The sequence below is a fragment of the Ruegeria sp. YTSA226 genome (genome assembly GCF_059609905.1).
This window is the reverse complement of sequence record NZ_JBXWMQ010000006.1, coordinates 57943-82697: the sequence shown is the minus strand read 5'-3', so window position 1 is coordinate 82697 and position 24755 is coordinate 57943. Positions and strand designations below refer to the sequence as shown.

At 58.2% G+C, this 24755-nt stretch carries 26 protein-coding genes; 14 read left to right on the top strand and 12 right to left on the bottom strand.

Features of this window, described 5'->3' with window-relative positions; translation table 11 throughout:
- Window positions 1–33 precede the first annotated feature (33 nt).
- The 3 genes from AC2FFF_RS10860 to AC2FFF_RS10850 all read right to left on the bottom strand — a co-directional run bounded on the left by AC2FFF_RS10860 (window position 34) and on the right by AC2FFF_RS10850 (window position 2201).
- Window positions 34–822, bottom strand: coding sequence for an exodeoxyribonuclease III (locus AC2FFF_RS10860; protein WP_142637090.1), 789 nt, complete (start codon window positions 820–822; stop codon window positions 34–36).
- A 71-nt stretch (window positions 823–893) separates the two neighbouring features.
- Window positions 894–1286 (bottom strand): GFA family protein, encoded by a 393-nt coding sequence (locus AC2FFF_RS10855; protein WP_271949675.1) that lies wholly within the window; start codon window positions 1284–1286, stop codon window positions 894–896.
- Window positions 1287–1514: 228 nt separating this feature from the next.
- Window positions 1515–2201: a response regulator transcription factor gene (locus AC2FFF_RS10850; RefSeq protein WP_142637092.1), complete on the bottom strand. Its 687-nt coding sequence runs from the start codon at window positions 2199–2201 to the stop codon at window positions 1515–1517.
- Between the two features lie 163 nt (window positions 2202–2364).
- Between AC2FFF_RS10850 and ribA the strand changes: the two genes are divergently transcribed.
- Window positions 2365–3459 (top strand): GTP cyclohydrolase II, encoded by a 1095-nt coding sequence (gene ribA / locus AC2FFF_RS10845; RefSeq protein WP_271949672.1) that lies wholly within the window; start codon window positions 2365–2367, stop codon window positions 3457–3459.
- A complete protein-coding gene (locus tag AC2FFF_RS10840) occupies window positions 3456–3956 on the top strand; it encodes a L,D-transpeptidase family protein (protein ID WP_142637097.1) in 501 nt (166 codons plus the stop codon). The genes ribA and AC2FFF_RS10840 overlap by 4 nt, the downstream gene beginning before the upstream one ends.
- Here the strand turns inward: AC2FFF_RS10840 and AC2FFF_RS10835 are convergent.
- Both AC2FFF_RS10835 and AC2FFF_RS10830 read right to left on the bottom strand, forming a co-directional pair.
- Window positions 3940–4599 (bottom strand): YggS family pyridoxal phosphate-dependent enzyme, encoded by a 660-nt coding sequence (locus AC2FFF_RS10835; protein ID WP_271949668.1) that lies wholly within the window; start codon window positions 4597–4599, stop codon window positions 3940–3942. The genes AC2FFF_RS10840 and AC2FFF_RS10835 overlap by 17 nt on opposite strands.
- 102 nt (window positions 4600–4701) lie before the next feature.
- Complete coding sequence (locus AC2FFF_RS10830) at window positions 4702–5739, bottom strand: porin (RefSeq protein ID WP_281973064.1); 1038 nt, start codon at window positions 5737–5739, stop codon at window positions 4702–4704.
- Window positions 5740–6022: 283 nt separating this feature from the next.
- Here AC2FFF_RS10830 and AC2FFF_RS10825 point away from each other — a divergent pair, with 283 nt between their 5' ends.
- The 4 genes from AC2FFF_RS10825 to holA all read left to right on the top strand — a co-directional run bounded on the left by AC2FFF_RS10825 (window position 6023) and on the right by holA (window position 10635).
- Window positions 6023–6511 carry a DUF3576 domain-containing protein gene (locus AC2FFF_RS10825; RefSeq protein ID WP_142637277.1) on the top strand — a complete coding sequence of 163 codons (489 nt, stop codon included), beginning with the start codon at window positions 6023–6025 and terminating at the stop codon, window positions 6509–6511.
- A 71-nt stretch (window positions 6512–6582) separates the two neighbouring features.
- The gene (leuS, locus tag AC2FFF_RS10820) at window positions 6583–9120 is read left to right on the top strand and encodes a leucine--tRNA ligase (RefSeq protein ID WP_281973063.1); all 2538 of its coding nucleotides are present in this window, start codon (window positions 6583–6585) and stop codon (window positions 9118–9120) included.
- Window positions 9107–9610, top strand: coding sequence for an LPS assembly lipoprotein LptE (gene lptE / locus AC2FFF_RS10815; RefSeq protein WP_142637105.1), 504 nt, complete (start codon window positions 9107–9109; stop codon window positions 9608–9610). The genes leuS and lptE overlap by 14 nt, the downstream gene beginning before the upstream one ends.
- Complete coding sequence (holA, locus tag AC2FFF_RS10810) at window positions 9607–10635, top strand: DNA polymerase III subunit delta (protein WP_271949662.1); 1029 nt, start codon at window positions 9607–9609, stop codon at window positions 10633–10635. Before lptE ends, holA begins: the two co-directional genes overlap by 4 nt.
- Here the strand turns inward: holA and AC2FFF_RS10805 are convergent.
- Window positions 10632–11804 (bottom strand): TIGR03862 family flavoprotein, encoded by a 1173-nt coding sequence (locus AC2FFF_RS10805; protein ID WP_281973062.1) that lies wholly within the window; start codon window positions 11802–11804, stop codon window positions 10632–10634. The two genes, holA and AC2FFF_RS10805, sit on opposite strands and share 4 nt — an antisense overlap.
- Before the next feature lie 47 nt (window positions 11805–11851).
- Between AC2FFF_RS10805 and AC2FFF_RS10800 the strand changes: the two genes are divergently transcribed.
- On the top strand, window positions 11852–12148 hold the full coding sequence (locus AC2FFF_RS10800; protein ID WP_281973061.1) for an HNH endonuclease: 297 nt from the start codon (window positions 11852–11854) through the stop codon (window positions 12146–12148).
- Here AC2FFF_RS10800 and AC2FFF_RS10795 read toward each other — a convergent pair whose 3' ends face one another.
- The 3 genes from AC2FFF_RS10795 to AC2FFF_RS10785 are packed head-to-tail and all read right to left on the bottom strand — an operon-like array spanning window position 12149 to window position 14231.
- Complete coding sequence (locus AC2FFF_RS10795) at window positions 12149–12886, bottom strand: VOC family protein (protein ID WP_142637111.1); 738 nt, start codon at window positions 12884–12886, stop codon at window positions 12149–12151.
- Complete coding sequence (locus tag AC2FFF_RS10790) at window positions 12883–13491, bottom strand: enoyl-CoA hydratase/isomerase family protein (protein ID WP_142637113.1); 609 nt, start codon at window positions 13489–13491, stop codon at window positions 12883–12885. Before AC2FFF_RS10790 ends, AC2FFF_RS10795 begins: the two co-directional genes overlap by 4 nt.
- Window positions 13488–14231 (bottom strand): SDR family oxidoreductase, encoded by a 744-nt coding sequence (locus AC2FFF_RS10785; protein WP_142637115.1) that lies wholly within the window; start codon window positions 14229–14231, stop codon window positions 13488–13490. The genes AC2FFF_RS10790 and AC2FFF_RS10785 overlap by 4 nt, the downstream gene beginning before the upstream one ends.
- Window positions 14232–14370: 139 nt before the next feature.
- On the opposite strand from AC2FFF_RS10785, the gene AC2FFF_RS10780 reads away from it, so the two are divergent.
- A complete protein-coding gene (locus AC2FFF_RS10780; protein ID WP_281973060.1) occupies window positions 14371–15900 on the top strand; it encodes a DUF2125 domain-containing protein in 1530 nt (509 codons plus the stop codon).
- 35 nt (window positions 15901–15935) lie between these two features.
- Here AC2FFF_RS10780 and AC2FFF_RS10775 read toward each other — a convergent pair whose 3' ends face one another.
- Window positions 15936–16670 (bottom strand): FkbM family methyltransferase, encoded by a 735-nt coding sequence (locus AC2FFF_RS10775; RefSeq protein ID WP_281973059.1) that lies wholly within the window; start codon window positions 16668–16670, stop codon window positions 15936–15938.
- Window positions 16671–16834: 164 nt separating this feature from the next.
- Here AC2FFF_RS10775 and AC2FFF_RS10770 point away from each other — a divergent pair, with 164 nt between their 5' ends.
- From AC2FFF_RS10770 to lpxK, 4 genes are read left to right on the top strand one after another with little or no spacing between them, the layout of a single operon-like run.
- Window positions 16835–18181: a TldD/PmbA family protein gene (locus AC2FFF_RS10770; RefSeq protein WP_281973058.1), complete on the top strand. Its 1347-nt coding sequence runs from the start codon at window positions 16835–16837 to the stop codon at window positions 18179–18181.
- Window positions 18168–18968: an inositol monophosphatase family protein gene (locus AC2FFF_RS10765; RefSeq protein ID WP_281973057.1), complete on the top strand. Its 801-nt coding sequence runs from the start codon at window positions 18168–18170 to the stop codon at window positions 18966–18968. Before AC2FFF_RS10770 ends, AC2FFF_RS10765 begins: the two co-directional genes overlap by 14 nt.
- Window positions 18965–20200: a 3-deoxy-D-manno-octulosonic acid transferase gene (locus AC2FFF_RS10760; RefSeq protein WP_281973056.1), complete on the top strand. Its 1236-nt coding sequence runs from the start codon at window positions 18965–18967 to the stop codon at window positions 20198–20200. The genes AC2FFF_RS10765 and AC2FFF_RS10760 overlap by 4 nt, the downstream gene beginning before the upstream one ends.
- On the top strand, window positions 20187–21185 hold the full coding sequence (gene lpxK, locus AC2FFF_RS10755; protein WP_281973055.1) for a tetraacyldisaccharide 4'-kinase: 999 nt from the start codon (window positions 20187–20189) through the stop codon (window positions 21183–21185). Before AC2FFF_RS10760 ends, lpxK begins: the two co-directional genes overlap by 14 nt.
- Window positions 21186–21221: 36 nt before the next feature.
- On the opposite strand, the gene AC2FFF_RS10750 is transcribed toward lpxK, so the two are convergent.
- Both AC2FFF_RS10750 and AC2FFF_RS10745 read right to left on the bottom strand, forming a co-directional pair.
- Window positions 21222–21884 carry a DsbA family protein gene (locus AC2FFF_RS10750; protein ID WP_271949636.1) on the bottom strand — a complete coding sequence of 221 codons (663 nt, stop codon included), beginning with the start codon at window positions 21882–21884 and terminating at the stop codon, window positions 21222–21224.
- 14 nt (window positions 21885–21898) lie between these two features.
- Window positions 21899–22405: a DUF721 domain-containing protein gene (locus tag AC2FFF_RS10745; RefSeq protein WP_142637130.1), complete on the bottom strand. Its 507-nt coding sequence runs from the start codon at window positions 22403–22405 to the stop codon at window positions 21899–21901.
- Between the two features lie 81 nt (window positions 22406–22486).
- Between AC2FFF_RS10745 and mutY the strand changes: the two genes are divergently transcribed.
- Together mutY and AC2FFF_RS10735 are read left to right on the top strand one after the other, a co-directional pair.
- Window positions 22487–23542, top strand: a complete 1056-nt coding sequence (gene mutY, locus AC2FFF_RS10740) for an A/G-specific adenine glycosylase (RefSeq protein WP_281973054.1) — start codon at window positions 22487–22489, stop codon at window positions 23540–23542.
- A gap of 58 nt (window positions 23543–23600) precedes the next feature.
- Window positions 23601–24737: an alkane 1-monooxygenase gene (locus tag AC2FFF_RS10735; RefSeq protein WP_281973053.1), complete on the top strand. Its 1137-nt coding sequence runs from the start codon at window positions 23601–23603 to the stop codon at window positions 24735–24737.
- The last annotated feature ends 18 nt before the right edge of the window (window positions 24738–24755 follow it).

Below are 24755 nucleotides of genomic sequence, written 5' to 3'. Positions count from 1 at the left end.
GCTTGACCCGGAAACCAAGGGCAGAGTTTTACGTCAGACGTCAAAGGTCGCAAAGACCGGGGCGTGATCACTGGGCTTTTCCCACCCGCGCGCGTTGCGCAGAACGCGGCTGGAATGGCCTGCATTCGAGATATCCGGGGTCGCCCAGACGTGATCCAGCCGCCGCCCCTTGTCGGCCACGTCCCAATCCCGCGCGCGATAGGACCACCAGCTATAAAGCTGCCCTTCGGGGATGTCCTGCCGGGTGACATCGACCCAACCGCCTGCGTCCTGCGTTTCGGCCAAAGCCTCGACCTCGACCGGTGTATGCGAAACGACCTTGAGCAACTGTTTGTGCGACCAGACATCATCCTCACGCGGAGCGATATTCAGATCACCAACCAGAATGGATTTTTCCGGCTTTTCCGCGTGGAACCAGTCACGCATATCGGTCAGGTAATCCAGCTTCTGGCCAAATTTCTCATTCACCTCACGATCCGGCACATCACCGCCCGCAGGGACATAGAAATTGTGAATCGTCACGCCGTTTTCCAGCCGCCCCGCGATATGGCGCGCATGGCCGAGATCTGCGAAATCCATGTCGCCCGCCTCGACCATCGGCAGGCGAGACAGGATCGCAACGCCGTTGTAGCCCTTTTGCCCGCGCGCAACCATGTGAGTGTAACCCAGTTCGGCAAACCCTTCGGTGGGGATCTTGTCCACCGGAGACTTGCATTCCTGCAGGCACAGAACATCCGGTGCCTCTTCGCGCAACAATTTCAGCACGATAGGCTCGCGCAGACGGACCGAGTTGATGTTCCATGTGGCAAGAGTAAAAGGCATAGGGAATTCCTCTGTCGCGGTTGGCGCACCCTAACGCGGTGCTTTCACAGGTACCATCGTAAAAGAAATTATCAGGACGGATGCCCTGAGGATTGGGGCGCATCATCGCAAATCTCGTACCAATGCGGTTTCTCAGATACGGATTCGTGAAACTGGACTTTCAGATCAAACGGAGTGTCCAGCGCATTAGCCGCAATCGGAAAACTGTCCGCATCAGCCAGAATTTCACCAAGCGACGTCCCACAGGTATCGCAGAAACACCTGCCATATTTATAGGGCGGTTCAGGCTGGTAAGTGACAACTCGGTCCTTACCGTCCAGCCAAACAACATCATCTTTCTTGACGAAGACAACAGTGCTTGCACCTGCCTTCCGACAACGCGAACAATGGCATGTTCCCATAACCGAAGGTTCACTGGTAAGTTGGAATTTTACGGCGCCACACAGGCAACTTCCATGAATCACTTTCGCCTCCAATTTTGCACTCCAGAAATAGAACATTACATGAACATATACTTTGTCGCAATCCGCTAGGAGCCGCAAAACATTTTGCAGCACAAACAAAAAAGGCCGGGCCATCAGGCCCGGCAGTCCAACAGGGAGGTACATGTCATTACCCGGACATGTACGGGTTGGGAGTAACTTAAAGATGTCTACAGGGTATCACTTTGATCCAAGTCAATCCACATCAAGTTACGATACCAAGCGATATCCACCCGATTCTGTGACCAAAAGGCGCGCGTTGGATGGATCGGGCTCGATCTTCTGACGCAGGCGATAGATATGAGTTTCCAGCGTATGTGTGGTGACACCGGCATTATAGCCCCAGACCTCATGCAGCAGAATGTCACGGGCGACGACACCGTCGGCGGACCGGTACAGGAACTTGAGGATATTGGTTTCCTTCTCGGTCAGTCGAATCTTGCGGTCTTCGTCGGTGATCAGCATCTTCATCGCCGGCTTGAAAGTATAAGGCCCGAGCACAAATACCGCGTCTTCTGATTGTTCATGCTGGCGAAGCTGTGCACGGATACGTGCCAGAAGAACCGGAAACTTGAACGGCTTGGGAACATAGTCATTGGCACCGGCATCCAGACCCAGGATGGTGTCCGCGTCACTGTCATGACCGGTCAACATCAGGATCGGGCTTTTCACACCTTGCTTGCGCATCAGGCGGCACAGCTCGCGCCCATCCGTGTCGGGCAAGCCAACATCCAGAATGACCAGATCGTAAATCGCCTCGCGAGCTCGCTCCATGGCTGATGCCCCGTCCGACGCTTCGAATACATCAAAATCCTCGGTCATCACGAGCTGTTCGCTCAACGCTTCGCGCAGATCCTCATCATCATCCACTAGCAGGATTTTCTTTAGCTGTGCCATATCCGGTCCTCCTAAGCCCTTTTCCACCACTTGCGCGCGAAAGATGCAATCAACAAGGTTTGCTGCAACCGTTTCACGCCCTCGTGTCTCAGGATGAGGAATTGTTTCACATTTCCTTTTGATCAGGCTACATGAAGGGCTGATCGTTACAGGGTAACAACAGATGAGTCTTATCCCGGATATCTCGGAACTGCTTGCTCGGGCACGGGCTGACCTGCGCATGGGCTTGCCGGTCGCCCTGACGGATGACACCGGCTTTAGCGTACTGGCCATTGCGTCGGAAACGCTGAGCGCACAGCGGCTTGCCGACTTGCAAGGTCTGGGTGGCGATCCTGTAGTCGCAGTGACTGTCCGACGGGCCGAGACATTAAAGGCACGGGCCTATGACGGTGACCTGGCGCGTGTGATCGTTCCGGCAGATGCCGATGTTGCCTGGGTGCAGGCGGTGGCCGATCCCTCGGACGATCTGAACGCGCCTATGAAAGGCCCACTGATGACAGAGCGTCAGGGCAACGCCAATCTGCATCGCATTGCCATTGCTTTGACCAAGTCAGCCCACCTTCTGCCGGCGGCAATCGTTGTTCCTGTTCAAGATGGTCGAACCTTCGCTACTGCACATGGCCTGACATGTATTGACCATACCCGCGCCGCGCCACATCTGTCGGATCGAAGCCTTTTGAATGAGGTCGTGGCCGCCCGACTGCCGATGGAGGTATCCGAAGCCGGGCGCCTGCACGTTTTTCGCCCTGAAGATGGCGGCGAGGAACATTACGCAATAGAGATCGGCCGCCCCGACCGCAGCAAACCGGTATTGGCTCGGCTGCATTCGGCCTGCTTCACCGGTGATCTGATGGGCAGCTTGAAATGTGATTGCGGGCCACAACTGCGTGGGGCTCTGGCCCAGATGGGGTCTGAAGGGGCAGGAGTACTTCTGTATCTGAATCAGGAAGGCCGTGGGATTGGCTTGGCCAACAAGATGCGCGCCTATTTCCTGCAGGATCAAGGGTTCGATACAGTCGAGGCCAATCACCGTCTCGGGTTCGAGGATGACGAGCGCGATTTCCGTCTGGGCTCGGACATCCTGAAATTGCTCGGCTTCAGTTCCGTAAGGCTGTTGACCAACAACCCCGCCAAGATCGCGATGATGGAGAAGACCGGCATCGCCGTCACCGAGCGCGTCCCGCTGAAAGTCGGCGAAACTGCCCATAACCGCGACTATCTGGCCACCAAAGCAGCCAAGTCGGGACATTTGCTGTGACACCCGCAGATCTGGTTCTAACCCGCCGCGGCGTTCGTTTTCGCGGCGGGTATTTTCCCTGTTCGATCGGGAAAGGTGGGTTAAGCAACAGCAAGCGTGAGGGGGACGGCGCCACGCCGACCGGCTGCCTCAACATCGTTGGTATGCTGTACCGGCCCGACCGGCTCGCAAGACCGTCGCCTTGGGCCATCCCAATCGGTCCTCAGGACCTCTGGTCAGATGATGTGCAAGACACGCAGTACAATCATATGGTCAGCGCACCTTATCCTTTCAGTCACGAAAAACTCCGCCGCGCGGACCCGCTTTACGATCTGGTTCTGATCACTGACTGGAACTGGCCCAATGCGGTGGCCGGGCGCGGTTCAGCAATTTTCCTGCATCAATGGCGACGGCCCGGTTTTCCTACAGAAGGCTGCGTTGCCTTTCGGCGCGACCATCTGCGGTGGATCGCACGTCGAATCGAGCCAGGCACGCGGTTGATTATCCCTCAGGCTTAACTCGTTCACCGAAAATGGCCGAGCCGACGCGCACATGGGTAGCGCCAAGTGCAATGGCCTGCTCGAAATCGCTGCTCATCCCCATGGATAGCCCTTTCAGACCATTGCGTTCAGCTATCTTGGCAAGCAAGGCGAAATGCAGAGATGGCTCTTCCTCGACAGGCGGAATGCACATCAGGCCCTGAATCGGAAGGTCGAGCCCGCGGCAATCGGCAATAAATGCGTCTGCCTCAGTGGGCAGAATTCCTGCCTTTTGATCCTCTTCACCGGTATTGACCTGAATGAACAGGTCCGGGCAAGTGCCGACCTCTTGCGCAAGCCGGGCCAGAGTGCTGGCCAGTTTCGGACGATCAACGGAATGGATCGTGCTGAACAGCTCGAGCGCCTGGCGGGCTTTGTTCGTTTGCAAGGGGCCAATCAAATGCAAATCGACATCTGGATATTGCAGCTTGAATTCCGGCCATTTTCCGACGGCTTCTTGAACCCTGTTTTCACCGAAACAGCGATGCCCTAAAGCAAGCACTTCCGCTACACGCTCATTCGGCTGAACCTTTGACACGGCGATCAGCTTCACGGCCCCGACGTCCCGCCCCGAGGCAGTTTCGGCTTTGGTTATCCGGGCAGATATTTCTTGCAGCGACATTTGGGTCCTCGATCAGTTATGGGCGAAGAAAAACACTATGTCGGACAAAAAGAAAAGGGCAGGTCCGAAGACCTGCCCTTAAACCTTGCGGCTCAGATCAACTTAGAAGTTGAACTGTGCACCAAAGTCGGCACGTGTGGTCGAGTCGTCGCAGACGTCACAGTCGCTGACACCTACACCACCGCGCAGCGATACACCGCCACCCAGGTCGTAGATGGCGCCGATGCCGTACTGCTGCGTGTCCGCATCAGCGTTACCGTCACCGTAGGCGAAGGTCAGAGTGGTCGCGGCGCCAACATTGTAGGCACCCGATACACCCCAAGCAGTGCCGTCGGTCAGGTCGTTTTCGGTTTTATCGTCAGCAACAAACAGCGTACCCGAGAAGTCGCCGAATTCTGCACCCAGGGTGAAGACCAGCAGGCTTGGGTCGTCGCCAGCATCGCCCGCGTCAGTTTGACCATAGGCCAGCGCTGCAGTGATGTTGTTGAAGGTGTAAGTCGCGCTTACGTCCCAACGGTCAGCGCTCGTGGTGTTGCCACCGCCCTGGAAGATGGTCGCTTGATCGTACGACGCACCAAAGGCGAAGTCACCAACTGCGTACTGGAAGAACACAGCGTTCGAACCCGAACCGGTCGACGAGTAACCCAGGAAGCCATAGTCAACGGCAGAATACTGACCGATGAAGTTTTCCAGGCCAGGCTCGTTACCGTAGTAGTTTGCCAAGTTGTCGAAAGCACCAGCAACGTTGCCGGCGTCAACACGCAGACCACCGTAGATGACCGAGAAGCGCGCGCCGTTCAGGCCAGCCGAGTTGGCTTCGCCGGTGGACGAGTCTTCGTCAGCCTGCAGACGTACACGAGCCGAGAACTCAACGCCGCCATCGGTTTCGGCTGTGCCGTCGATGTTCAGGCGGAAGCGCGAGACCAGGATTGTGTCGTCAGTGTCGTTCGCGAACACGTTAACGTTCTGAACAGTTGCACTACTTGCAGTAGTGGTGGTGGTAGTGGTGGTGGTGGTGGCCGCTGTGCGGTCCTCCTGATAACCAATACCAAAACGGCCGTAGCCGCTGAACTTAACTTCGGCCGCTGCAACACTTGCGGTTGCAATCAGTGCGGTCGATGCGAAGAGAACTTTTTTCATCTTGTTTCCCTCGGTTTCAAAAGTTTTTTAACTCGACACGTGCTTAGGCACATGTCTCAGCACGGGAACCGTTTCGCCCTTTTTGCCCCTGTCACGCAAGCTTGGCATAAAAACTGACGCGCATTGACCTAGAATTGGTGCAAGGATGCCACAGTCTGATTTACCCACTGAATCAACCCCGAAGCCTGCTCTGGATGTGACAAGATTAAGCTTGTTGACGAACCAGACCTTGTCTAGGAGTAACGTGAATAACCTAAAACCAACGAAACGGAACCTGTCCAACATGCGCCTGCAGACAATTTTCGGTTTGATCATAGTGACAGCCGCGGTGTCGGCTTGCGGACAGAATCGCAACGCAGAACCCAGTGCAACGCCACTCAATGTGGATGGCGGTCGCTCGGACGAGCGTGAGCTGAACGATCCGAATCGCTCAACGATCTGGGATGTATTCAACACCGCAGACGCCGAGCAGGTTACCAATGTGAACCGCTATCTGTGGGCTGCCTCGCTGGATGTCCTTAACTTTCTGCCCGTGCAGGAAGTCGATCCCTTTACCGGTGTAATCGTAACAGGTTACGGCACGCCTCCGGGTGGTGGACGGCAATACAGGGCCACGGTTCACATCAGCGATCCCGCCCTGGCGGCACGATCCTTGTCGGTTGCGCTGCAGACCAGCGGGGGTGCACCGGTCAGCGCGGCAACCACACGCGCAATCGAAGATGCAATCCTGTCCCGCGCCCGTCAGCTGCGCATTGCGGACAACAAGCTCTAGCAACCCGCTTCAAATCACAATATTACCACGCCGGGTTCATGCCCGGCGTTTTCATTACGAAGGACCGCACGATGTCGCGCTATTCGGCCACCGAAATCGAAGCAAAATGGCAAGAGGCCTGGGACAAGGCCGGAATCTTCACCGCCAACCACAAGGCGGACAAGCCGAAATATTATGTGCTTGAAATGTTCCCCTACCCGTCTGGCCGGATCCATATGGGACATGTGCGCAACTATACGATGGGCGACGTAATCGCGCGCCACAAGCTTGCGACCGGCCATAACGTGCTGCACCCGATGGGATGGGACGCGTTCGGGATGCCTGCAGAAAACGCTGCGATGGCTATTGGCGGTCACCCGAAAGACTGGACCTATGGCAACATCGCAGACATGCGCAGCCAGATGAAGCCTCTGGGCCTGTCCATCGACTGGTCCCGCGAATTCGCCACCTGTGACCCAGAATATTACGGCCAGCAACAGGCACTGTTTCTGGATATGCTGCAGGCCGGTCTGGTTTACCGCAAGAACGCGGTGGTGAACTGGGACCCGGTCGATATGACCGTACTGGCCAATGAACAAGTCGAAGGCGGGCGCGGCTGGCGTTCGGGCGCATTGGTTGAACGGCGCGAGCTGACGCAATGGTTCTTCAAGATCAGCGATTACTCTGAGGAATTGCTGGATGCGCTGAACACGCTGGAGAACTGGCCGGCAAAAGTGCGCCTGATGCAGGAAAACTGGATCGGCAAGTCGCGTGGATTGCAGTTTGGCTTTGAACGCGTCGATAGTGGTGAGCCAATCACCGTCTATACAACGCGCCCCGATACGCTGATGGGGGCGTCTTTCGTCGGCATCTCGCCGGACCATCCGATTGCCAAGCAACTTGAGGCCGAAAACCCCGAAGTGGCTGAGTTCGTTGCCGAATGCCGCAAGGGCGGCACCACGGAAGAGGCCATAGAGACCGCCGAAAAGCTGGGCTATGACACTGGTATCAAGGTCAAACACCCGCTGGATCCGAATTGGGAGCTGCCGGTCTGGATCGCCAATTTCATCCTGATGGATTACGGCACCGGCGCCATCTTTGCCTGCCCGGCCCACGACCAGCGCGACCTGGATTTCTGCCGTAAGTACGGTTTGCCCGTCGTCGACACGTTCTTTGCGCTTGATAATGACACACCGGTCGACAAAACCGCATACGTTCCGCCGAAAACCGAAAAAGTCCGCTGGGTAAACCATTTTGCCGGGCTGACCGACGCCACGGGTGATGACGCAATCAACACCACCGTCGATTTCGCCGAAAAAGCGGGTTGGGGCGAAGGCGTTACCAAATACCGTCTGCGCGATTGGGGTCTGTCGCGTCAGCGCTATTGGGGGTGCCCGATTCCCGTGGTGCATTGCGAATCCTGCGGCGTGGTGCCCGAAAAGAACGAAAACTTGCCGATCCGCCTGCCCGACGATGTCACTTTTGACAAACCGGGCAATCCTCTGGACCGCCACCCGACCTGGCGCGACTGCGCCTGCCCGTCTTGCGGTGCGCCATCCAAGCGAGAAACCGACACGATGGATACGTTCGTCGATTCGTCGTGGTATTTCGCCCGCTTTACGGCTCCGCACGCGGAAACGCCGACCGATCTGGCCGAGGCTGAATACTGGATGAATGTCGATCAATATATCGGCGGCATCGAACACGCTATCCTGCACTTGCTCTATTCCCGCTTCTTTGCGCGGGCGATGCAGATCACTGGCCATTTGCCGAAAAAGGCCATCGAGCCCTTTGATGCCTTGTTTACCCAAGGCATGGTCACGCACGAGATTTATCAAACCCGCGACGCCAATGGCCGTCCGGTCTATCACCTGCCCGAGGATGTGACCGACGGCAAACTCGCCGATGGCACGGAGGTCGAAATCATCCCCTCGGCCAAGATGTCGAAATCCAAGAAAAACGTGGTCGACCCGGTCAGCATTATCTCGGCCTTCGGCGCGGATACCGCGCGCTGGTTCGTGTTGTCCGATTCACCGCCCGAGCGGGATGTGGAGTGGACAGCATCAGGCGCAGAGGCTGCATTCAAGCACCTGAACCGTGTCTGGAACCTCTGCGACAAGATCGGCGCGATGGACCCCGAGGCAAAAGGCGACGGGGATCGAGACCTGCTGCGCGAGATGCACAAAGCCATCCATGATGTGACGCTTGGTGTTGAAAGCTTCGGCTTTAATGCCGCCATTGCAAAGCTCTATGCGTTTACCAATACGTTGGCAAAATCCAAAGCGGGTGCAGCGGCCCAAAAGCAGGCGATAAAGACGCTGGCACAGTTGATGTCGCCGATGACACCACATCTGGCCGAAGATATCTGGGCGCATCAGGGCGGCGAAGGTTTGATCGCAACAGCCCCCTGGCCTGTCGCGGACGAAGCTATGCTGGTCGATGACACTGTAACCCTGCCGATCCAGATCAACGGCAAACGCCGCGCGGAAATCAGCGTTCCAAAAGATATGGACAAGGCAGAGGTTGAAAAAATCGCGCTCAGCACCGAAGCTGTGCAAAAGGCACTGGACGGTGCCGCGCCGAAGAAAGTGATCGTTGTTCCAGGTCGGATCGTGAATGTCGTTGTTTAATCGCAGAAGCCTTTTGTTGATGCCGCTGGCTGCTTGCTTGCTGGCGGCCGCATGCGGGTTCCAACCCGTTTACGCGCCGGGCGGAACAGGTGAAGCATTGCATGGTAAAGTTGCTGTTACTGAGCCAAATTCCGTGGAAAGCTATTTGCTTGTCCAGAATTTGGAACAGCGGCTGGGCCGGGATGCGAGCGCACAAAAGCTGTATGATCTGGATGTTAAGGTTGCTACGGCCACGCAATCTGCAGCGATCACAACTACCAACGAGACGAACCGGTATACAATCGAAGGGCGCGCGGAATTTTCCCTCAGGTCCGCTGAAACCGGGCGGATTCTGGTATCAGGAAATGTCCATGATTTCGTGGGCTATTCCGCTGCAGGCTCAACCGTCTCGACGCTTGCGGACGAACGTGACGCGACCGAGCGGCTGATGATCATCCTGTCCGATCAAATCGTGAACCGCCTTTATGCAGCACCGGGCCTGACCCAATGAAGCTCAGCCCGCGCGAGGCTGAGGGGTATTTCGCCAAACCGGACGCGGGCAAGGCAGGGTTGTTGATTTACGGATCCGATGCGATGCGTGTGGCCTTGAAACGGCAACAGGTCTTGTCAGCCCTGCTGGGAGAAGGCGCCGAAGAGGAAATGCGCCTGACCCGAATGCCAGGTGGTGATCTGCGCGGGGAACCGGCACTGTTGCTGGACGCGGTCAAGGCTGTCGGGTTCTTCCCCGGCCCACGTGCAGTTTTCGTCGAAGATGCAACTGATGTCGCCGCCCCAGCCATCATTACCGCATTCGAGGATTGGGCAACGGGCGACGCTCAGATCATCGTGACTGCCGGGCAGCTCAAACCCAGCTCAAAGATCCGTAAGGCATTCGAGTCGCATCCCGCAGCCTATGCCGTTGGGATCTATGACGATCCGCCCTCTAGGGCCGAGGTTGAACGGGTTCTGGCACAGGCCGGAGTCAATAACATTCCACCGGATGCAATGTCGGCCATCACCGAACTTGCCACGGCCATCAGCCCCGGGGACTTTACGCAAACCATTGAAAAATTGTCTCTTTACAAGCGCGGAGACGATACTGAATTGGCTCTCGAAGATATCGAGGCCTGTGCACCCAGCTCGACCGAGGCCGCTCTGGACGATGTCCTGAACGTGGTCGCCGAAGGCAGAGCCGGAGAGATTAGCCCGCTGATACGACGGCTGCAATCGCAAGGTACAAATGCGGTCAGCCTGTGTATCGGAGCAACCCGGCACTTTCGAACGCTTTACGCCTGTGCCGCCGATCCCGGTGGTGCGGCACAGGGCGTCGGCAAGCTGCGCCCACCCGTCTATGGAAAGCGGCGTGATCGTATTCTGCGGCAAGCACAGGGATGGGGGGCACCCAAACTGCAGACCGCTTTGACCGTTCTGACTGATACGGATCTGTCATTGCGGTCAGCTGGGCAAACGGCCCCAGCCATGGCTTTGGTCGAACGTGCCATGATCCGTCTGGCGATGCTGGCAAAGTCGCGTTAAGCGGTCCGCGCCAGCCAGTTTGCAGCTGATCGCCCGGCCCATCGCCCTGTCGCCAGACAGGCAGTTAGCAGATAGCCACCGGTCGGAGCTTCCCAATCCAGCATCTCGCCGGCGCAGAACATTCCGGGCCTGGATTTCAGCATCAACCCTTCGTCCAAAGCGCCTTGCCGAACACCTCCGACGGTTGAGATTGCCTCATCCATTGGCCGCAACCCCGCGTGGCTGAGGGGCAGAGATTTCAACGTTTCGACACTCAGACCGCTTCCCCTGTTCATCTCGTGATACAGAGCGATCTTTTGCGGAGACAGATGCAGAGATTTCTTCATCCATTGCGACTGCGTCGTCTTGGATTTCTTGGCTGCAATTTTCTGCTGCAAGGTAGCTGCATCCAGATCGGGAACCAGATCAACACTCAACGGCGCACCTTCTCGCAAAGCGGGCGTCAGGGAATAGAGCCCTCCGCCTTCAAGGCCTTTGGATGAAATCGTCGCCTCGCCGCGACTGATCACATCCCCGGCAGTCCACCCAACGGATTTGATCGCAGCGCCGAAATGCGGCTGCATATGTGCGCTCCAATCCACTGACAGGGCCGAGTTCGCCGGGGCAAATGGCGACAGGTCGACACCCGCCCCTTGCAACAGTGGGGCCCAAGCTCCATCCGATCCCAATCGCGCCCAGCTTGCGCCGCCCATGGCCAGAATCGTCGTGTCAGCCTCAATCTGCCGGTGACCTTTCGGAGTATCGAATTCCAGAGCATCGCCGTTCCATCCGGTCCACCGCCATCGGGTTTTGATATGCACACCAGCCGCATCAAGACGCCCCAGCCAAGCCCGCAACAGTGGTGAGGCCTTCATCGCCTTTGGAAACACCCGCCCGGTTGAGCCTGTAAACACCTCTTGCCCCAGATCGCGCGCCCAGTCCTGAACGGCGGTGGCATCAAACTCCGCCAGCATGGGGCGCAGCCACTCAGCACCGGGGCCATAAGACAACAGGAATGTTTCCAGCGATTCATCCTTGGTCAGGTTCAGGCCGGACTTGCCCGCCATCAAAAGCTTTCGGGCGACCGAGGGTTTGGCCTCGGCCACCAGCACATCATGACCTGCGGCGGCCAGTTCACCCGCCGCCATCAGGCCCGCTGGCCCGCCTCCGATCACGACGGCTTGTGCCATTGCTGTCCTCTTGCCTTTCGCGCCCTACGGCGCGACGTTACGCTGATATGACCGACCGCGACCCGATCTGCCCCCTCTGCGACCGGCCGATCCCCGATGGGAACGGCAGCCAGCACCATCTGATCCCAAAACTGAAAGGGGGCAAGGGCGGCCCCACGGTTTTTCTGCATGTGATCTGCCACAAAGAGATCCACGCCACCCTGACCGAAGCGGAACTGGCGCGGGATTTCAACACGGTCGAAGCCTTGCGCGCCCACCCTCGTCTTGAGAGATTCCTGGACTGGATTCGCAAACGGCCCCCTGATTTTCGATCGAAAGTGCCGCGAAAACGACGTGGCCAGTGATCAGCCCGGCAGGACCGGGTCGCCAAATGCATCATGGCCGGGCTGGGCCAGGCCCTGCATCTCAAGCCCCCGAAAATCGGGGGCCCGAGCAAACGTAGCACCTGCGCTGTGCTGAAACTCGAGCGTGGTATAGGGGCGTTTCCAAAGCCATTCGCGGTTCTCAACAGACCACAGGTCGGCATTAGGGGGAACCTCGTCGGTGAAAGCATAAAAGTGCAGATCGAACCCATATTGTGCCACATCCTGCACAGATAGCAGCTGCATCCCCTGTGCACGACAAAAGGCATCCTCGACCGCGATATTCCCGGTGCGCAGGGTGATTTGTCCAATACGCGCATCCGCGAAAGGGGCCTTGGGATCGGCGATACCGTCCGGGCGATTGCCACGGAAATCGTGTTGCAGCAGTTCGATCACGAAACCCTCGGGATCAGTCAGGTGGCACATATAGCCGATATCCAGAAACTGGTCCGGCTCTGAAACCTCGATGCCTTTTTCGCGCAAATAAGCGGCAGCCAGATCAACATCCGGCAGGGTGATGCCGATCTTCCAATATCTCTGGCCCCGATCATGTGTGTACCCGCCGCCGCCCGGCATCAAAAGCAGATCGGCATCCTGCCCGGCATATCCCAATCGCAGGCTTGCGCCCTGCCGGCGTGCAGTCATACCCATTGCATCCCCGTAAAACTCGGCAAGACGATCCGTGTCAGCCACGCGCAGACGCAGGGCAGACAACCTCATGAACATAACCGCGCAATACCGGTCGCAATTTCAGGATTGGCGGCGACACTGTCAGCCACCAGATCAAGGGAGGTCTGCATCAGGTCTTCAGGTGCAACCACGCGATCGACCAGCCCAAAGGCATAAGCCTCATCCGCAGTGATCTTTTGCCCGGCCATCAAGATCATCTTTGTCCGAGCCGGACCGATCAGGGCCGCCATGCGTGCGGGATCAGAGGGTTGTGGCAGAAAACCCAGCTTCATCACCGGATAAAAGAACTTGGCTTCCGGTACGGCGATGCGGATATCGCAGGCCAGAACCATGCCATTGGCTCCACCAGCCAGCGTTCCGTTCAGTGCGGCAACCGTCAGGCAGGGTAACGCGGCGATAGCAGCCGACAACCGCTCCCACAGATCCGAGGTCGCCAGGCCGGCACGCGCCTCTTCCAGATCGGCGCCGGCGCTGAACACTTTGCCAGCCCCGGTCAGGATCAGCGCACTTGCGTCGGTCGCGGCCTCGGCAATCTCGCACAGCTCGGTCAGCATCGCACCGGTCAGCGCATTTGCCTTGTCGGGGTTGTTGAGCGTGACTGTCCACAGCCCGTCTGCTTTGTTCAATTCAATCACGTCAATCCAACCCTTTGCCGAATATCCTCACGCCGCAGCGAAATTTCGGTGCCTAGAAACTCATCCGCGTCTGACGAACACATCCACAACAGCGCCCGCGCCGGCCAATCGGCGGGGATATGATCGGTCCAATCCAACTGGCTGACGGCGTTGATCCCGCTGGCCTTGATGACCCGCTGCATATCGGTTGCAACCGTGCCGGGCGACAGGCCCATGGCGCGGATCCCATTTGAGGATTCCTCAAGATGCAGACATTCCGTCAGCATCTTGGCCCCTGCCTTCGAGGCGCAATAATGGCTCCAGGCCTCGACTGGGTTCGACGCCGCACCGGAAGAGACCGTCAGGACAGTGCCGCCGCCCGCGGCACGCATGACCGGCAGCGCGGCGCGCATTCCATGAAATACGCCTTTGAGGTTGATGTCGATCGCTTTACCCCAAGACGCGACATCGGCGCTGGATAAATGGAAAATCGGGTCAATGACACCAGCATTGCCTATCAGAACATCCAGCCCGCCAAACTTGTTTACGCACTCTGCCACGGCCAGCTCGACCTGGGCGAAGTCACTGACGTCGCAGGCCAGTGCAATAGCGTTTTCACCAAGCGACGACGCCAGTACCTGAATTTGATCCCGATTACGCGCCACTAGCACGACATTAGCCCCTGCTGCGGCAAATACGCGCCCTGCCTCGGCCCCGATGCCGCGACTGGCCCCAGTGATCAGTACGGTTTTCCCCTGCATAAGGTTCCAGTACCTCCATTGTCCTGAGAATTAATGAACCTCTATCCTGCGAACGGGGAATGGGTCCAGCCCTTCCCCCTTGACGCCCGCCGCCACCGGCATCACCATGCGCGCAAATTTGATCAAGAAGGGTTCTATGATGTCCGTTTTTCTCCGCCGCACCTGCGGCGCAGTTCTGGCCTACACTGTCATTTCGCAGGGGGCGCTTGCCGACGTTACCCCACAGGAAGTCTGGGATGACTGGCAGTCCTATCTGGCGCAGATGGGCTATACTGTTTCAGGTGACCAGACAGATACCGGCAATGGTATCACCATCGAAAACCTGACGATGTCGATGGACCTCCCGGAAGAAGAGGGATCGTTCAGCATGGCCATGCCTGAAATGACCCTCACCGACAATGGCGACGGTAGCGTCAATATTGGTGTCCCGGAAAGTTTCCCCATGACCGTCACCGGCAATGTCGATGGTCAGGACGAGTCATTTTCAGTCGATATCGAATACGTCCACAGCGGGCTTGTTATGACCGTCTCTGGCGATCCGGATGATGTGACTTACGATTACTCTGCAGACAGCCTTGGAATCAAACTGGGTAACATCGAAGTCGACGGTGAAACGTTGCCGCCCGAAGTGGTTGGTGGCTACCTTGAAATGGCGGATGTGAGCGGCACCTCGCAAATGAAGATCGGCGAAAACCGCGATATCGACCAAAGCTTTACCGCATCAGAGATGACCTACAGCTTGGCATTTCAGGATCCCGAAAGCGAAGACGCCGGGAAATTCGACGGCACGCTTGGCGATCTGGCCTTCGACGGCACCAGCATCATCCCTTCGGATTTCGATATCTCTGACCCGCAGGCATTCTATGACGCTGGTTTTGCCTTCTCGGGTCTCTTTACTTACGGATCGGGCCAGTCTTCGATGGCGGGCAGCAGCGAAGGCGAAGACTTTTCGATGGCCAGCGAATCCGAAGGCGGACGGCTTTCCGGCAGCATCGACGCGAACCGAATTGCTTATGACGTCGAACAAAACAGCGCCAAAATTGCTGTAACCACTGCGGAACTGCCCTTTCCAATCGAAATTGCCATGGAAAGTGGCGGTTTCAAGTTCGAATTCCCGGTACAGGAATCCGAAGAGATTCAACCCTTTGGGCTGGCGATAAACTTGACGGACTTCACTATGTCAGACGTTCTGTGGAGCATTTTTGACCCCGCAGCCGCCCTGCCACGCGATCCGGCCACGATTGCGCTGGATCTTTCCGGTACGGCCAAAGTGCTGACCAACTTCTTTGACCCCGAGGCCGTAGAGGCGCTTGAGTTTGCGGACGAAGCGCCGGGTGAATTGCACTCTCTGACGATCAACGAGTTGCTGGTCTCTATGGTCGGTGCGGAACTGTCCGGCGATGGCGACTTCACCTTCGACAATTCCAACACTGAGGAACTGGGCGGTCTGCCGACACCCGCTGGCGTTGCGAACCTGCAACTGGTTGGTGCGAATGCCCTGATCGACACTCTGATCGGTATGGGTCTGATTGCCGAGCAAGACGCAATGGGCGCGCGAATGATGATGGGTCTCATGGCAGTGCCAGGGGAAGAGCCCGACACGCTGAATTCGACAATCGAGTTCAAGGAAGATGGTCAAATTCTGGCCAATGGACAGCGCATCAAATAAAAGAAACAGGGAAGGCGGCCCGGCTGCCTTCCCTTTTACGACGAGCGCCGGCGAACACGCCGGAACAGCACCGACCCACCGCTGCTGACACGTTGATCGTAGGCAAACCCAAGTGCCGAAAGATGATCGAAACAAGCCTTGATCCCATGCAATCCGATCTTACGGGTGTGGACCTCAAGATAGACTTTCTGGACATTCACAAGATCGACCCCGTCGAACAGAAACTTCTCGCCCCCTTCGATATCGACGATCAGCACGTTGGCTTCAAAGTCCCGCAGAATTTCTGACAGAGGACGTTCCGGCACGCTGACCTCACTGACATAGTCCGGATCAGGGTCCAGAGATGAGGACCAGAACGGTTCACGTATGTAAAATCGGGCGGTTCCGGGAACCCGTGTATCGCCGAGAGCAACCGCGTTCACCACCTCGACATTCGCAATGTCATTTGCCTTGTGGACACGGCCGATGAATTCACACAGCGTCGGGTTCGCCTCGATGCACTTTGCGTGGCGTACACCAAGTTGTGTCACCAGATAGGACGAGATGAAGCCGATCCCAGCGCCCAGCTCTACCACGCGATCCTTCGGGTCGATAAATTTCGGCAGACCGGTCACTTCGTCTTTTTCGTAACGCTCGGCCAGGATTGAACGCTTGACCTTAGGCGTAATGATCTGCGGATCATCGGGGATCGTAACCCCGCGCAGCGATAGATTGTTCTGCATGTTCTGGCCTGCCCGTTCTTCCTGCCCAGTCGTCTCATTCTCATCCACTTGGATCAACTACTAACCTACGGCTACGGACAAAACAGCGGAATTATTGCAGCCACATGCGAAATTCGCCTTTCTGGCCTTTCTGCAAACCCCCGAAAATGACCGCAGGTCTTGCGGGACGGACGGGCGGACGATAGGTCCAAAGAAACAAGACCGGAGGCCAGATGATGCGCACACCCGAAGAGATCAGCCAACACCTGCTGGATGCGGCTCGTAAGGCCGGGGCCGAGGCCGCGGATGCCATTGTGCTGGACGAGTCTTCGGTCTCGGTCGAGGTACGCTCCGGTGCGCTTGAGGCCGCCGAACGGTCCGAGGGTACCGATCTGGGGCTGCGGGTGTTTCTGGGCCAAAGACAGGCCATCGTCTCTAGTTCCGACAGCCGGTCCGAAACTCTGACAGCCATGGCCGAACGCGCCGTCGCTATGGCCCGCGAAGCCCCCGAAGACCCGTTTACCGGCCTGGCGAATGAGGCTCAGTTGATCCGGGATTGGGACATTCAGGCACTGGAACTGTGCGATCCCGCGCCGGAGCCCACAGCTGAAGATCTTCTGAATGATGCGCTGGCGGCGGAATCTGCGGCGCTGGCGGTTGAAGGCGTCTCACAGGTTTCGGACGCGGCGGCCGCCTATGGTACCCATCGGGTGCATCTGGCAGCCACAAACGGCTTTTCCGGCGGGTACGAGCGCAGCAGCCGGTCAACCTCCTGCGTAGCGATCTCGGGCCAGGGTACCGGGATGGAGCGCGATTATGACGGCGACAGCCGCACATTCCAAAACGATTTGCGCAGCCCGGACCAGATTGGTCGGACCGCAGGCGAACGTGCTGTGGCGCAGGTTGGCGCGCGCAAGCCTGCAACAGGCGTCTATCCGGTTCTGTTCGATGAACGGATTTCATCTTCGTTGATCGGGCATCTTCTGGGCGCCAGCAACGGTATCTCCATCGCGCGCGGCTCGTCCTGGTTGTCGGATTGTCTTGGACAACAGGTTCTGCCGGAACATCTTTCGCTGATCGAAGACCCACATCGCCCGCGCATGTCAGGGTCGCGCCCCTTTGATGCCGAAGGCCTGCCCACACAACACCGGGCGATCATCGAAAACGGTGTATTGACGGGCTGGACATTGGACCTGGCCAGCGCACGAAAACTCAAGATGTCCTCGACAGGAAATGCTACGCGGGGCGTGTCTGGGCCTCCGTCGCCAAGCAACTGGAACCTCAGCCTGACACAGGGCGAGCGCAGCCGTGCAGAGCTGCTGCGCGATATGGGCACCGGACTGTTGGTAACGTCAATGATCGGATCGACCATCAACCCCAATACCGGGGATTATTCCCGTGGTGCCTCGGGGTTTTGGATCGAGAATGGCGAGATTACCCACCCGGTCAACGAATGCACCATCGCCGGGAACCTGCGCGATATGCTGCTGCGGATCATTCCGGCCAATGACGCCCGCCCCTATTTGTCGCGTGTGGTCCCATCGTTGCTGATCGAGGGAATGACACTTGCCGGCAACTGACCTACCCCTGCTGATTGACGCCGCGCGCGAGTCTGGAAAGATCGCAACACGGTATTCCGGGGCAAAAGCACAACGCTGGGATAAGCCCGATGGTGCAGGCCCGGTAACCGAGGCTGATCTGGCCGTGAACGCGATGCTCGAACAGCGCTTGCCCTCTGCGCGACCGGGTTACGGCTGGCTCAGCGAAGAGACCGAGGACACCCAGCATCGCCTGTCCCGGGACCGGGTTTTTATCATTGACCCGATCGACGGCACCCGCAGCTTCACCGAAGGTTCCTCGACCTGGGCGCATTCCCTGGCTGTGGCGGAACATGGTCAGGTGACGGCGGCGGTTATTTACCTGCCCTTGCGTGACCTGTTGTATGCGGCGGCCAAGGGCCAAGGGGCCACACTAAACGGCGCGCCGATTGTCGTATCGGACACCCAAGACATCACGACGGCCGAGATCCTGGCCGCGAAACCCAATCTGGACAGCCGGCACTGGTGTCAGGGCCGGGTTCCTCAATTCCGTCGAAACTATCGCCCGTCGCTTGCCTATCGGTTGGCATTGGTCGGGCAGGGTCGCTTTGACGGAATGTTGACACTGCGCCCCAGCTGGGAATGGGACATCGCGGCAGGGGATTTGATCGTCCAAGAGGCAGGTGGCATATGTACGGACCGGCTTGGCGCCCCACTGCGCTTTAACAACCCACATCCGCGCCTGAATGGTGTCATCGCGGCAAACCCGCCATTGCACCGGCAACTGGCGGATCAGATTGACCCAGACAGTGCGGGCATTGCGCCATGAGCAAACCGCGATCCCTTAGTCTGGCGGCCTATCGCGTGCTTTCGTGGGGCGTACCCGGCAACGGGGACCAACCCTATGTGCCCCGACCATCAGGAGATCTGATCTGGATTCACATCGCCAATCCGGGTCGCCTTCACGCGATGATGGATTTCTGCCACAGACTGCTGCAGTCGCGCCCGGGCCTGTCGGTTGTCCTGTCGGCCCCACCCGAAGCGGACCTGAGTCAGTGGGACTGCGCGAAATACATACTTGTGAACCTACCTTCGGAACAAACCGGCGCCGCGCGGGTGTTTCTGGACCATTGGCGCCCGAATATTGGCATTTGGGTTGGCGGCGGGCTGATGCCCAATGTGATTACCCGTGCCCACGAGCGCGAAGTGCCGTTGATCCTCATCGAAGCTGAAATCGACCTGAACACCGCGCGTGGGACCCGGTGGCTGCCCGATATCAGCCGGTACACTCTCGATTGCTTTCAACGAATTCTGGCTACCAGCAACGAAACGGCCCGGCAGATCCGCAAACTGGGAATCGCCTTCACCAAGGTCAGCGAGGCGCCTCCTCTGCTGATAAGTCCGAACCCTTCTCCGTGGCCCGAAGACGAACTGATCGAAACCAATCACGCCTTTTCAAGCAGACCCATCTGGCTTGCGGCCTGGGTGAAGGATAAAGAGTTCATCTCGGTCCTCAGCGCCCACCGTCAGGCCATGCGGATGCTGCCCCGGTTGACCCTAATCCTGCATGTCGCCGACATACAGGAAGCCGCCCCACTGCACAGGCGGCTCGAAGCCATGGACTTGCGCTGCATCAACTGGGACGATGGCGGCATGATTGAAGATACCACACAGATCGTCTTGTCCTCGGACCCAGAGGATTTGGGCTTGTGGTACCGTGTTTCGGCAGTGTCCTTTATCGGCAACTCGCTCGAACGGGGCGACGGGGGACAGGAACCGTTTGGTGCGACCGCCCTGGGATCGGCTGTCATACATGGCCCGCATGTTGACCAGCATCAGACAGCCTACGATCAGCTGGACCAGGCAGGCGCCGCTTTGACGGTCAGAACCGCAACCGAACTTGGGGATGCCGTGGTAGAATTACTTGCGCCTGACCGCGCGGCGGATATGGCTTTGGCAGGCTGGCAGATCGTGACCGACGGCGCGCCGCAATCAGATCAGCTGATCGAACTGGTACAGGACTATCTGGACGAACGGAGCACCGACGATGCGGGCACCTGACTTTTGGAATACTGCTCCGGATCAGTTGGACCTCAGAGCCCGGCTGCTGTCCCCGTTAGGACGGGTTTATGCGGCGGCGACAGCCCGTAGGCTGGCCTCGGAAACAGGTTTCAACCCAGGCGTCCCCGTTATCTGCATTGGAAACCTGAATGCAGGCGGGACCGGCAAAACGCCAACCGTGATCTGGATGATCGAACAGCTGCGGGACGCGTGGCATCAGACCCATGTTGTCACCCGAGGCCACGGCGGCGCACTGACAGGACCTGTGCGCGTCGATCCTGGCAAACATACGGCGGCAGAAGTCGGGGATGAACCGCTGCTGCTGGCCGCATTTGCGGATGTCTGGGTGGCCAAGGACCGCGCCGCGGGCGCAAAAGCCGCTGCCCAGGCCGGGGCAACGGTAATCCTGTTGGATGACGGGTTTCAGAACCCCTCGGTCGCCAAGGATTTCTCGGTCATCGTTGTGGATGCCGAGCGGGGGTTCGGCAACGGATTGTGCCTGCCTGCGGGTCCACTGCGGGAACCGGTCGATGTGGGGCAGCAACGGGCCGATCTGGTGCTGTCGCTGGGCGGCACAGACGCGCAGACACAGTTCGCCGCCCGCTGGGGGGGAAATCTGACGGTTCCACATGCGACCGGTGCGGTCGAACCGCTGCAGACAGGAATGGATTGGACGGACACGCCGGTTCTCGCCTTTGCCGGTATCGGCCATCCGGAGAAGTTCTTTGCCACCCTGCGCCAACAGGGCGCCACCCTGCTGCGGGCCGAGGCGCTGGACGATCACCAGCCCCTGACACCGGCCCTGATGACACGGCTAGAGAATGAAGCGCACCTGCTCGGCGCTCAGATGGTCACGACGGAAAAAGATGCGGTCCGCCTGCCAGCCGCCTTTCGCAGCAAAGTCATCACCCTGCCCGTCCGGCTGAATATGGACGAGGGCGACCGGGTCAAACAGTTGCTACTGCAGGTCGCGCCTTCGCCCTGAAGGCGACCGGCCCTGACAGGCCGGTCGTGTTTGGATTTAGCTGCCCAGTTCGGCGTCGATCAGCTTTTTGAATTCTTCGTAAGACTGATTGTCGACCTTCTTGCCGTTCACAATAAAGGATGGGGTTGCTCTGATGTCGTCGCGCTCGGCGTTTTCCTGATACCAGGCCACCAGCGTCTGCGCACGCGTTCCGTCCTGCAGGCAGGCATCAAGCTGGTCGTTGCTGATTCCGGCCAAACGTCCGATCTTGCGCAGCTCGTCCACGATTTCCGCAGGTCCTCCGGCGCGAGTCCATTTGGACTGATCCTTGTAGATCAAGTCGGAGATGCCGAAGAACTTCTCGGGGCCGCCACAGCGCGCAACCATCGAGGCCCAAAGACCATATTTGTCAAAATACACCTCACGGTAGGTGAATTTGACCTTGCCGGTGTCGATATAGTTCTTCTTCAGCTCTTTATACGTCCCCTGATGGAAGGTCGCGCAATGGGGGCAGGTGTAGGACGCATATTCGACGATCTCGACCGGCGCATCCGCCGAGCCCTGAACCATTTCGATGATGGTCGAGGTATCCAGATCGGTCTGTTGTGCCTCGGCGCTGCCAACCAGCGGGTTGGACGGAGTAGAATTCGACTGCGTCAGCCAATAGCCGCCTGCGGCTATGGCGATGGCGGCGCAGATTCCGGTTGCAATACGGCTCATGAATCAGCCCTTTCTCAGCATTTTTGCTTGGATAAAACGTTACGGCCCAGACGTTCAAGGGCTGCGCGCAGATCGCCATCATGGACACCCTGCGCGGCCCGGTCTGCCTCGGCTATGATTTCTGGTTTGATTGTGGGTTTCGCCTGTTTCGGCTTGTGATCGAAACTGGCCTGCCCCTCGGCAAATCCTGTCGGAGCTGTCTGGGTGATGCGCACCCGGCTGATGGCATTATAGCCATAAACCGCATTCACCTTGCCGCGCAGCTGTTCCTTTTGCATCTCAAGCATCGGCGCCTGCGGACCGGTGGTCAGCACCGTCAGCGTGGCCCCCATACCGCCCTTGCCATAGCCCACTTTCACCGGCCGCGCGATCGAGGCCACATCCTGCCCCACGATCTCGGCCCAATGGGTCAATAGACGAGAGACAGCGAATCCCCGGCTTTCCCCGGCGCGCCTGATCTGGCCGTTCAGCAATGTCGCAGTACGTTTAAAGCCGCGTGTCGAAGAACGTCTGGGCTGCATCTGGTTTCCAACTCCTGTCTCTCTATTGTAAAGGGCAGAACACCGGGCACCAGCGAAACCCGACAAGGAGATATGTAAAACTTGCGTGACACCCACGAAATTGACTTCAGCGATGAGTTGCTGGCCTGGTACGACCGCAATGCCCGTGAAATGCCATGGCGCATTAGTCCTGCCGATAGGTCTTCCGGAATGCGTCCTGACCCCTATCGGGTTTGGCTGTCTGAAATCATGCTACAGCAGACAACTGTGGCAGCGGTGCGCGACTATTTCCTGCGGTTCACATCTCGGTGGCCGACAGTTGAATCACTGGCCGCAGCGCCTGACGAGCAGGTCATGGGGGAATGGGCCGGTCTGGGATATTATGCCCGCGCCCGCAATCTGCTGAAATGCGCGCGCGTTGTGGTTGAAAGCCATGATGGCTGTTTTCCCGACTCACACGATGAGCTGCTGAACCTGCCGGGCATAGGCCCGTATACAGCCGCCGCGATTGCAGCCATTGCCTTTGATCGTCCGGAAACCGTGTTGGACGGCAATGTCGAACGTGTCATGGCCCGCCTATACGACATTCACGATCCGCTGCCGGGGTCAAAACCACAACTCAAGCAACGGGCAGCTGCATTGACCCCAGCGGTGCGTCCGGGCGACTATGCACAGGCCGTGATGGATCTGGGTGCGACTGTCTGCACCCCAAGATCCCCGGCATGCGGGATATGTCCAATGCGCACGCGTTGCCGCTCCCACGCTGCGGGTACCCAGGCCGATCTGCCCCGCAAAACACCGAAAAAGCCAAAACCCACACGTTATGGCCATGTCTACATCACCCAGACAGCGGACGGGGCGATGTTGCTTGAACGCCGCCCAGACAAAGGGCTTTTGGGCGGTATGCTGGGATGGCCGGGATCCGAATGGTCCGATGCGCCGTCTGACACCGCGCCGTTTGCGGCGGACTGGCGCGTTCTACCGGGCGAAGTGCGCCACACGTTCACGCATTTCCACCTGATCCTGCAGGTTTGGGCAACCTCTTTACCGCCCTGTGCGGCACCGGAGGACATGATCTTGCTTGATAAACATGCCTTTCGGCCCAGCGATCTGCCGACGGTCATGCGCAAGGCATTTGACCTCTGGCGCAACCAGTAACACATTATGCTGAAACACGACCTACGGATAGTCTGTCCCGCGTCGACCGGAGCTTTTGATGATCGCATCTGAAACATTGACTCGCTGGCAATCCACCCTTCCATTCTGGGTCTCGTTTTTGCTGATTCCATTGATTTGGGCCACGGCCTTTGTGGGTGGCTGGTGGGTCTTGCTGGTGCCGCTTTCAACATGGTGGATATTTGCCGCGCTGGATCAGCTCACCGGGCTCGACCTCGAAAATGCGGACCCAGATACGCCGGACAGCATGTTGCGCTGGTATATCCTGCTGACCAAAGCCTGGATTCCGGTACAGTTCCTGACCCTTTACGGGCTGCTTTGGTATGTGACGCACAGCTCTCACCTGTCTTCACCAGAAAAGATCGGCCTGTTCTTTGGCATGGGTGTGGTCTCGGGGACGATTGGGATCAACTACAGCCACGAACTGATGCACCAGAAGGGCCGACTGGAGCGCGGGCTTGGCGACATCCTGCTGGCTATGGTCTTGTACTCGCACTTCCGGTCCGAACATTTGCTGGTTCACCACCGCTATGTCGGAACCCCGCGCGATCCGGTAACAGCACGATACAACGAAGGCTTTCATCGCTTCTATCCGCGTGTTCTGTGGCAATGCCTGGCCTCCGCCTTTCATGCCGAGCGCGAGAAACTGGCGCGCAAGAACCAACCCTGGACGGACCGCGCAAACCCGTTCTGGCGGTATTGGATATTACAGTGTGGTATGCTGACCCTGGCAGGTTTGATTGGAGGATGGTCCGGCCTTGTCCTGTTTCTGATTCAGGCCGGCGTCGCCATCTGGCAGCTTGAACTGGTGAACTATGTCGAACATTACGGGCTGACCCGAAAATATCTGGGCCAGGGGAAATACGAACACGTCCTGCCCTGTCATTCGTGGAACGCGTCGCAAAAAGCGTCGAACTGGCTGCTGATCAATCTACAGCGCCACTCGGACCATCACTACAAACCCAACCGTCGATTTCCACTGCTTCAACATCACGATCAGAACACCGCACCGCAACTGCCCTACGGATACCCAGTGATGACGATCGCCGCGATGGTCCCACCGCTCTGGCGGCGTGTCATGAACCCCCGTGTGCGGGATTGGCGCCGCCGGTACTACCCCGAAGTCACAGACTGGCAACCCTACAACAAGTCACAAAACCCGATGCCAGGGTCCTGACCGCAGCGTGCCTCGGCG

What these genes read in the sequence shown, in the direction of transcription:
- AC2FFF_RS10860 (WP_142637090.1), bottom strand. Translation starts at nt 822, where the DNA reads ATGCCTTTTACTCTTGCCACATGGAACATCAACTCGGTCCGTCTGCGC.
- AC2FFF_RS10850 (WP_142637092.1), bottom strand. Translation starts at nt 2,201, where the DNA reads ATGGCACAGCTAAAGAAAATCCTGCTAGTGGATGATGATGAGGATCTG.
- ribA (WP_271949672.1), top strand. Translation starts at nt 2,365, where the DNA reads ATGAGTCTTATCCCGGATATCTCGGAACTGCTTGCTCGGGCACGGGCT.
- AC2FFF_RS10835 (WP_271949668.1), bottom strand. Translation starts at nt 4,599, where the DNA reads ATGTCGCTGCAAGAAATATCTGCCCGGATAACCAAAGCCGAAACTGCC.
- AC2FFF_RS10830 (WP_281973064.1), bottom strand. Translation starts at nt 5,739, where the DNA reads ATGAAAAAAGTTCTCTTCGCATCGACCGCACTGATTGCAACCGCAAGT.
- AC2FFF_RS10825 (WP_142637277.1), top strand. Translation starts at nt 6,023, where the DNA reads ATGCGCCTGCAGACAATTTTCGGTTTGATCATAGTGACAGCCGCGGTG.
- leuS (WP_281973063.1), top strand. Translation starts at nt 6,583, where the DNA reads ATGTCGCGCTATTCGGCCACCGAAATCGAAGCAAAATGGCAAGAGGCC.
- lptE (WP_142637105.1), top strand. Translation starts at nt 9,107, where the DNA reads ATGTCGTTGTTTAATCGCAGAAGCCTTTTGTTGATGCCGCTGGCTGCT.
- holA (WP_271949662.1), top strand. Translation starts at nt 9,607, where the DNA reads ATGAAGCTCAGCCCGCGCGAGGCTGAGGGGTATTTCGCCAAACCGGAC.
- AC2FFF_RS10805 (WP_281973062.1), bottom strand. Translation starts at nt 11,804, where the DNA reads ATGGCACAAGCCGTCGTGATCGGAGGCGGGCCAGCGGGCCTGATGGCG.
- AC2FFF_RS10800 (WP_281973061.1), top strand. Translation starts at nt 11,852, where the DNA reads ATGACCGACCGCGACCCGATCTGCCCCCTCTGCGACCGGCCGATCCCC.
- AC2FFF_RS10795 (WP_142637111.1), bottom strand. Translation starts at nt 12,886, where the DNA reads ATGAGGTTGTCTGCCCTGCGTCTGCGCGTGGCTGACACGGATCGTCTT.
- AC2FFF_RS10785 (WP_142637115.1), bottom strand. Translation starts at nt 14,231, where the DNA reads ATGCAGGGGAAAACCGTACTGATCACTGGGGCCAGTCGCGGCATCGGG.
- AC2FFF_RS10780 (WP_281973060.1), top strand. Translation starts at nt 14,371, where the DNA reads ATGTCCGTTTTTCTCCGCCGCACCTGCGGCGCAGTTCTGGCCTACACT.
- AC2FFF_RS10770 (WP_281973058.1), top strand. Translation starts at nt 16,835, where the DNA reads ATGATGCGCACACCCGAAGAGATCAGCCAACACCTGCTGGATGCGGCT.
- AC2FFF_RS10760 (WP_281973056.1), top strand. Translation starts at nt 18,965, where the DNA reads ATGAGCAAACCGCGATCCCTTAGTCTGGCGGCCTATCGCGTGCTTTCG.
- lpxK (WP_281973055.1), top strand. Translation starts at nt 20,187, where the DNA reads ATGCGGGCACCTGACTTTTGGAATACTGCTCCGGATCAGTTGGACCTC.
- AC2FFF_RS10750 (WP_271949636.1), bottom strand. Translation starts at nt 21,884, where the DNA reads ATGAGCCGTATTGCAACCGGAATCTGCGCCGCCATCGCCATAGCCGCA.
- AC2FFF_RS10745 (WP_142637130.1), bottom strand. Translation starts at nt 22,405, where the DNA reads ATGCAGCCCAGACGTTCTTCGACACGCGGCTTTAAACGTACTGCGACA.
- AC2FFF_RS10735 (WP_281973053.1), top strand. Translation starts at nt 23,601, where the DNA reads ATGATCGCATCTGAAACATTGACTCGCTGGCAATCCACCCTTCCATTC.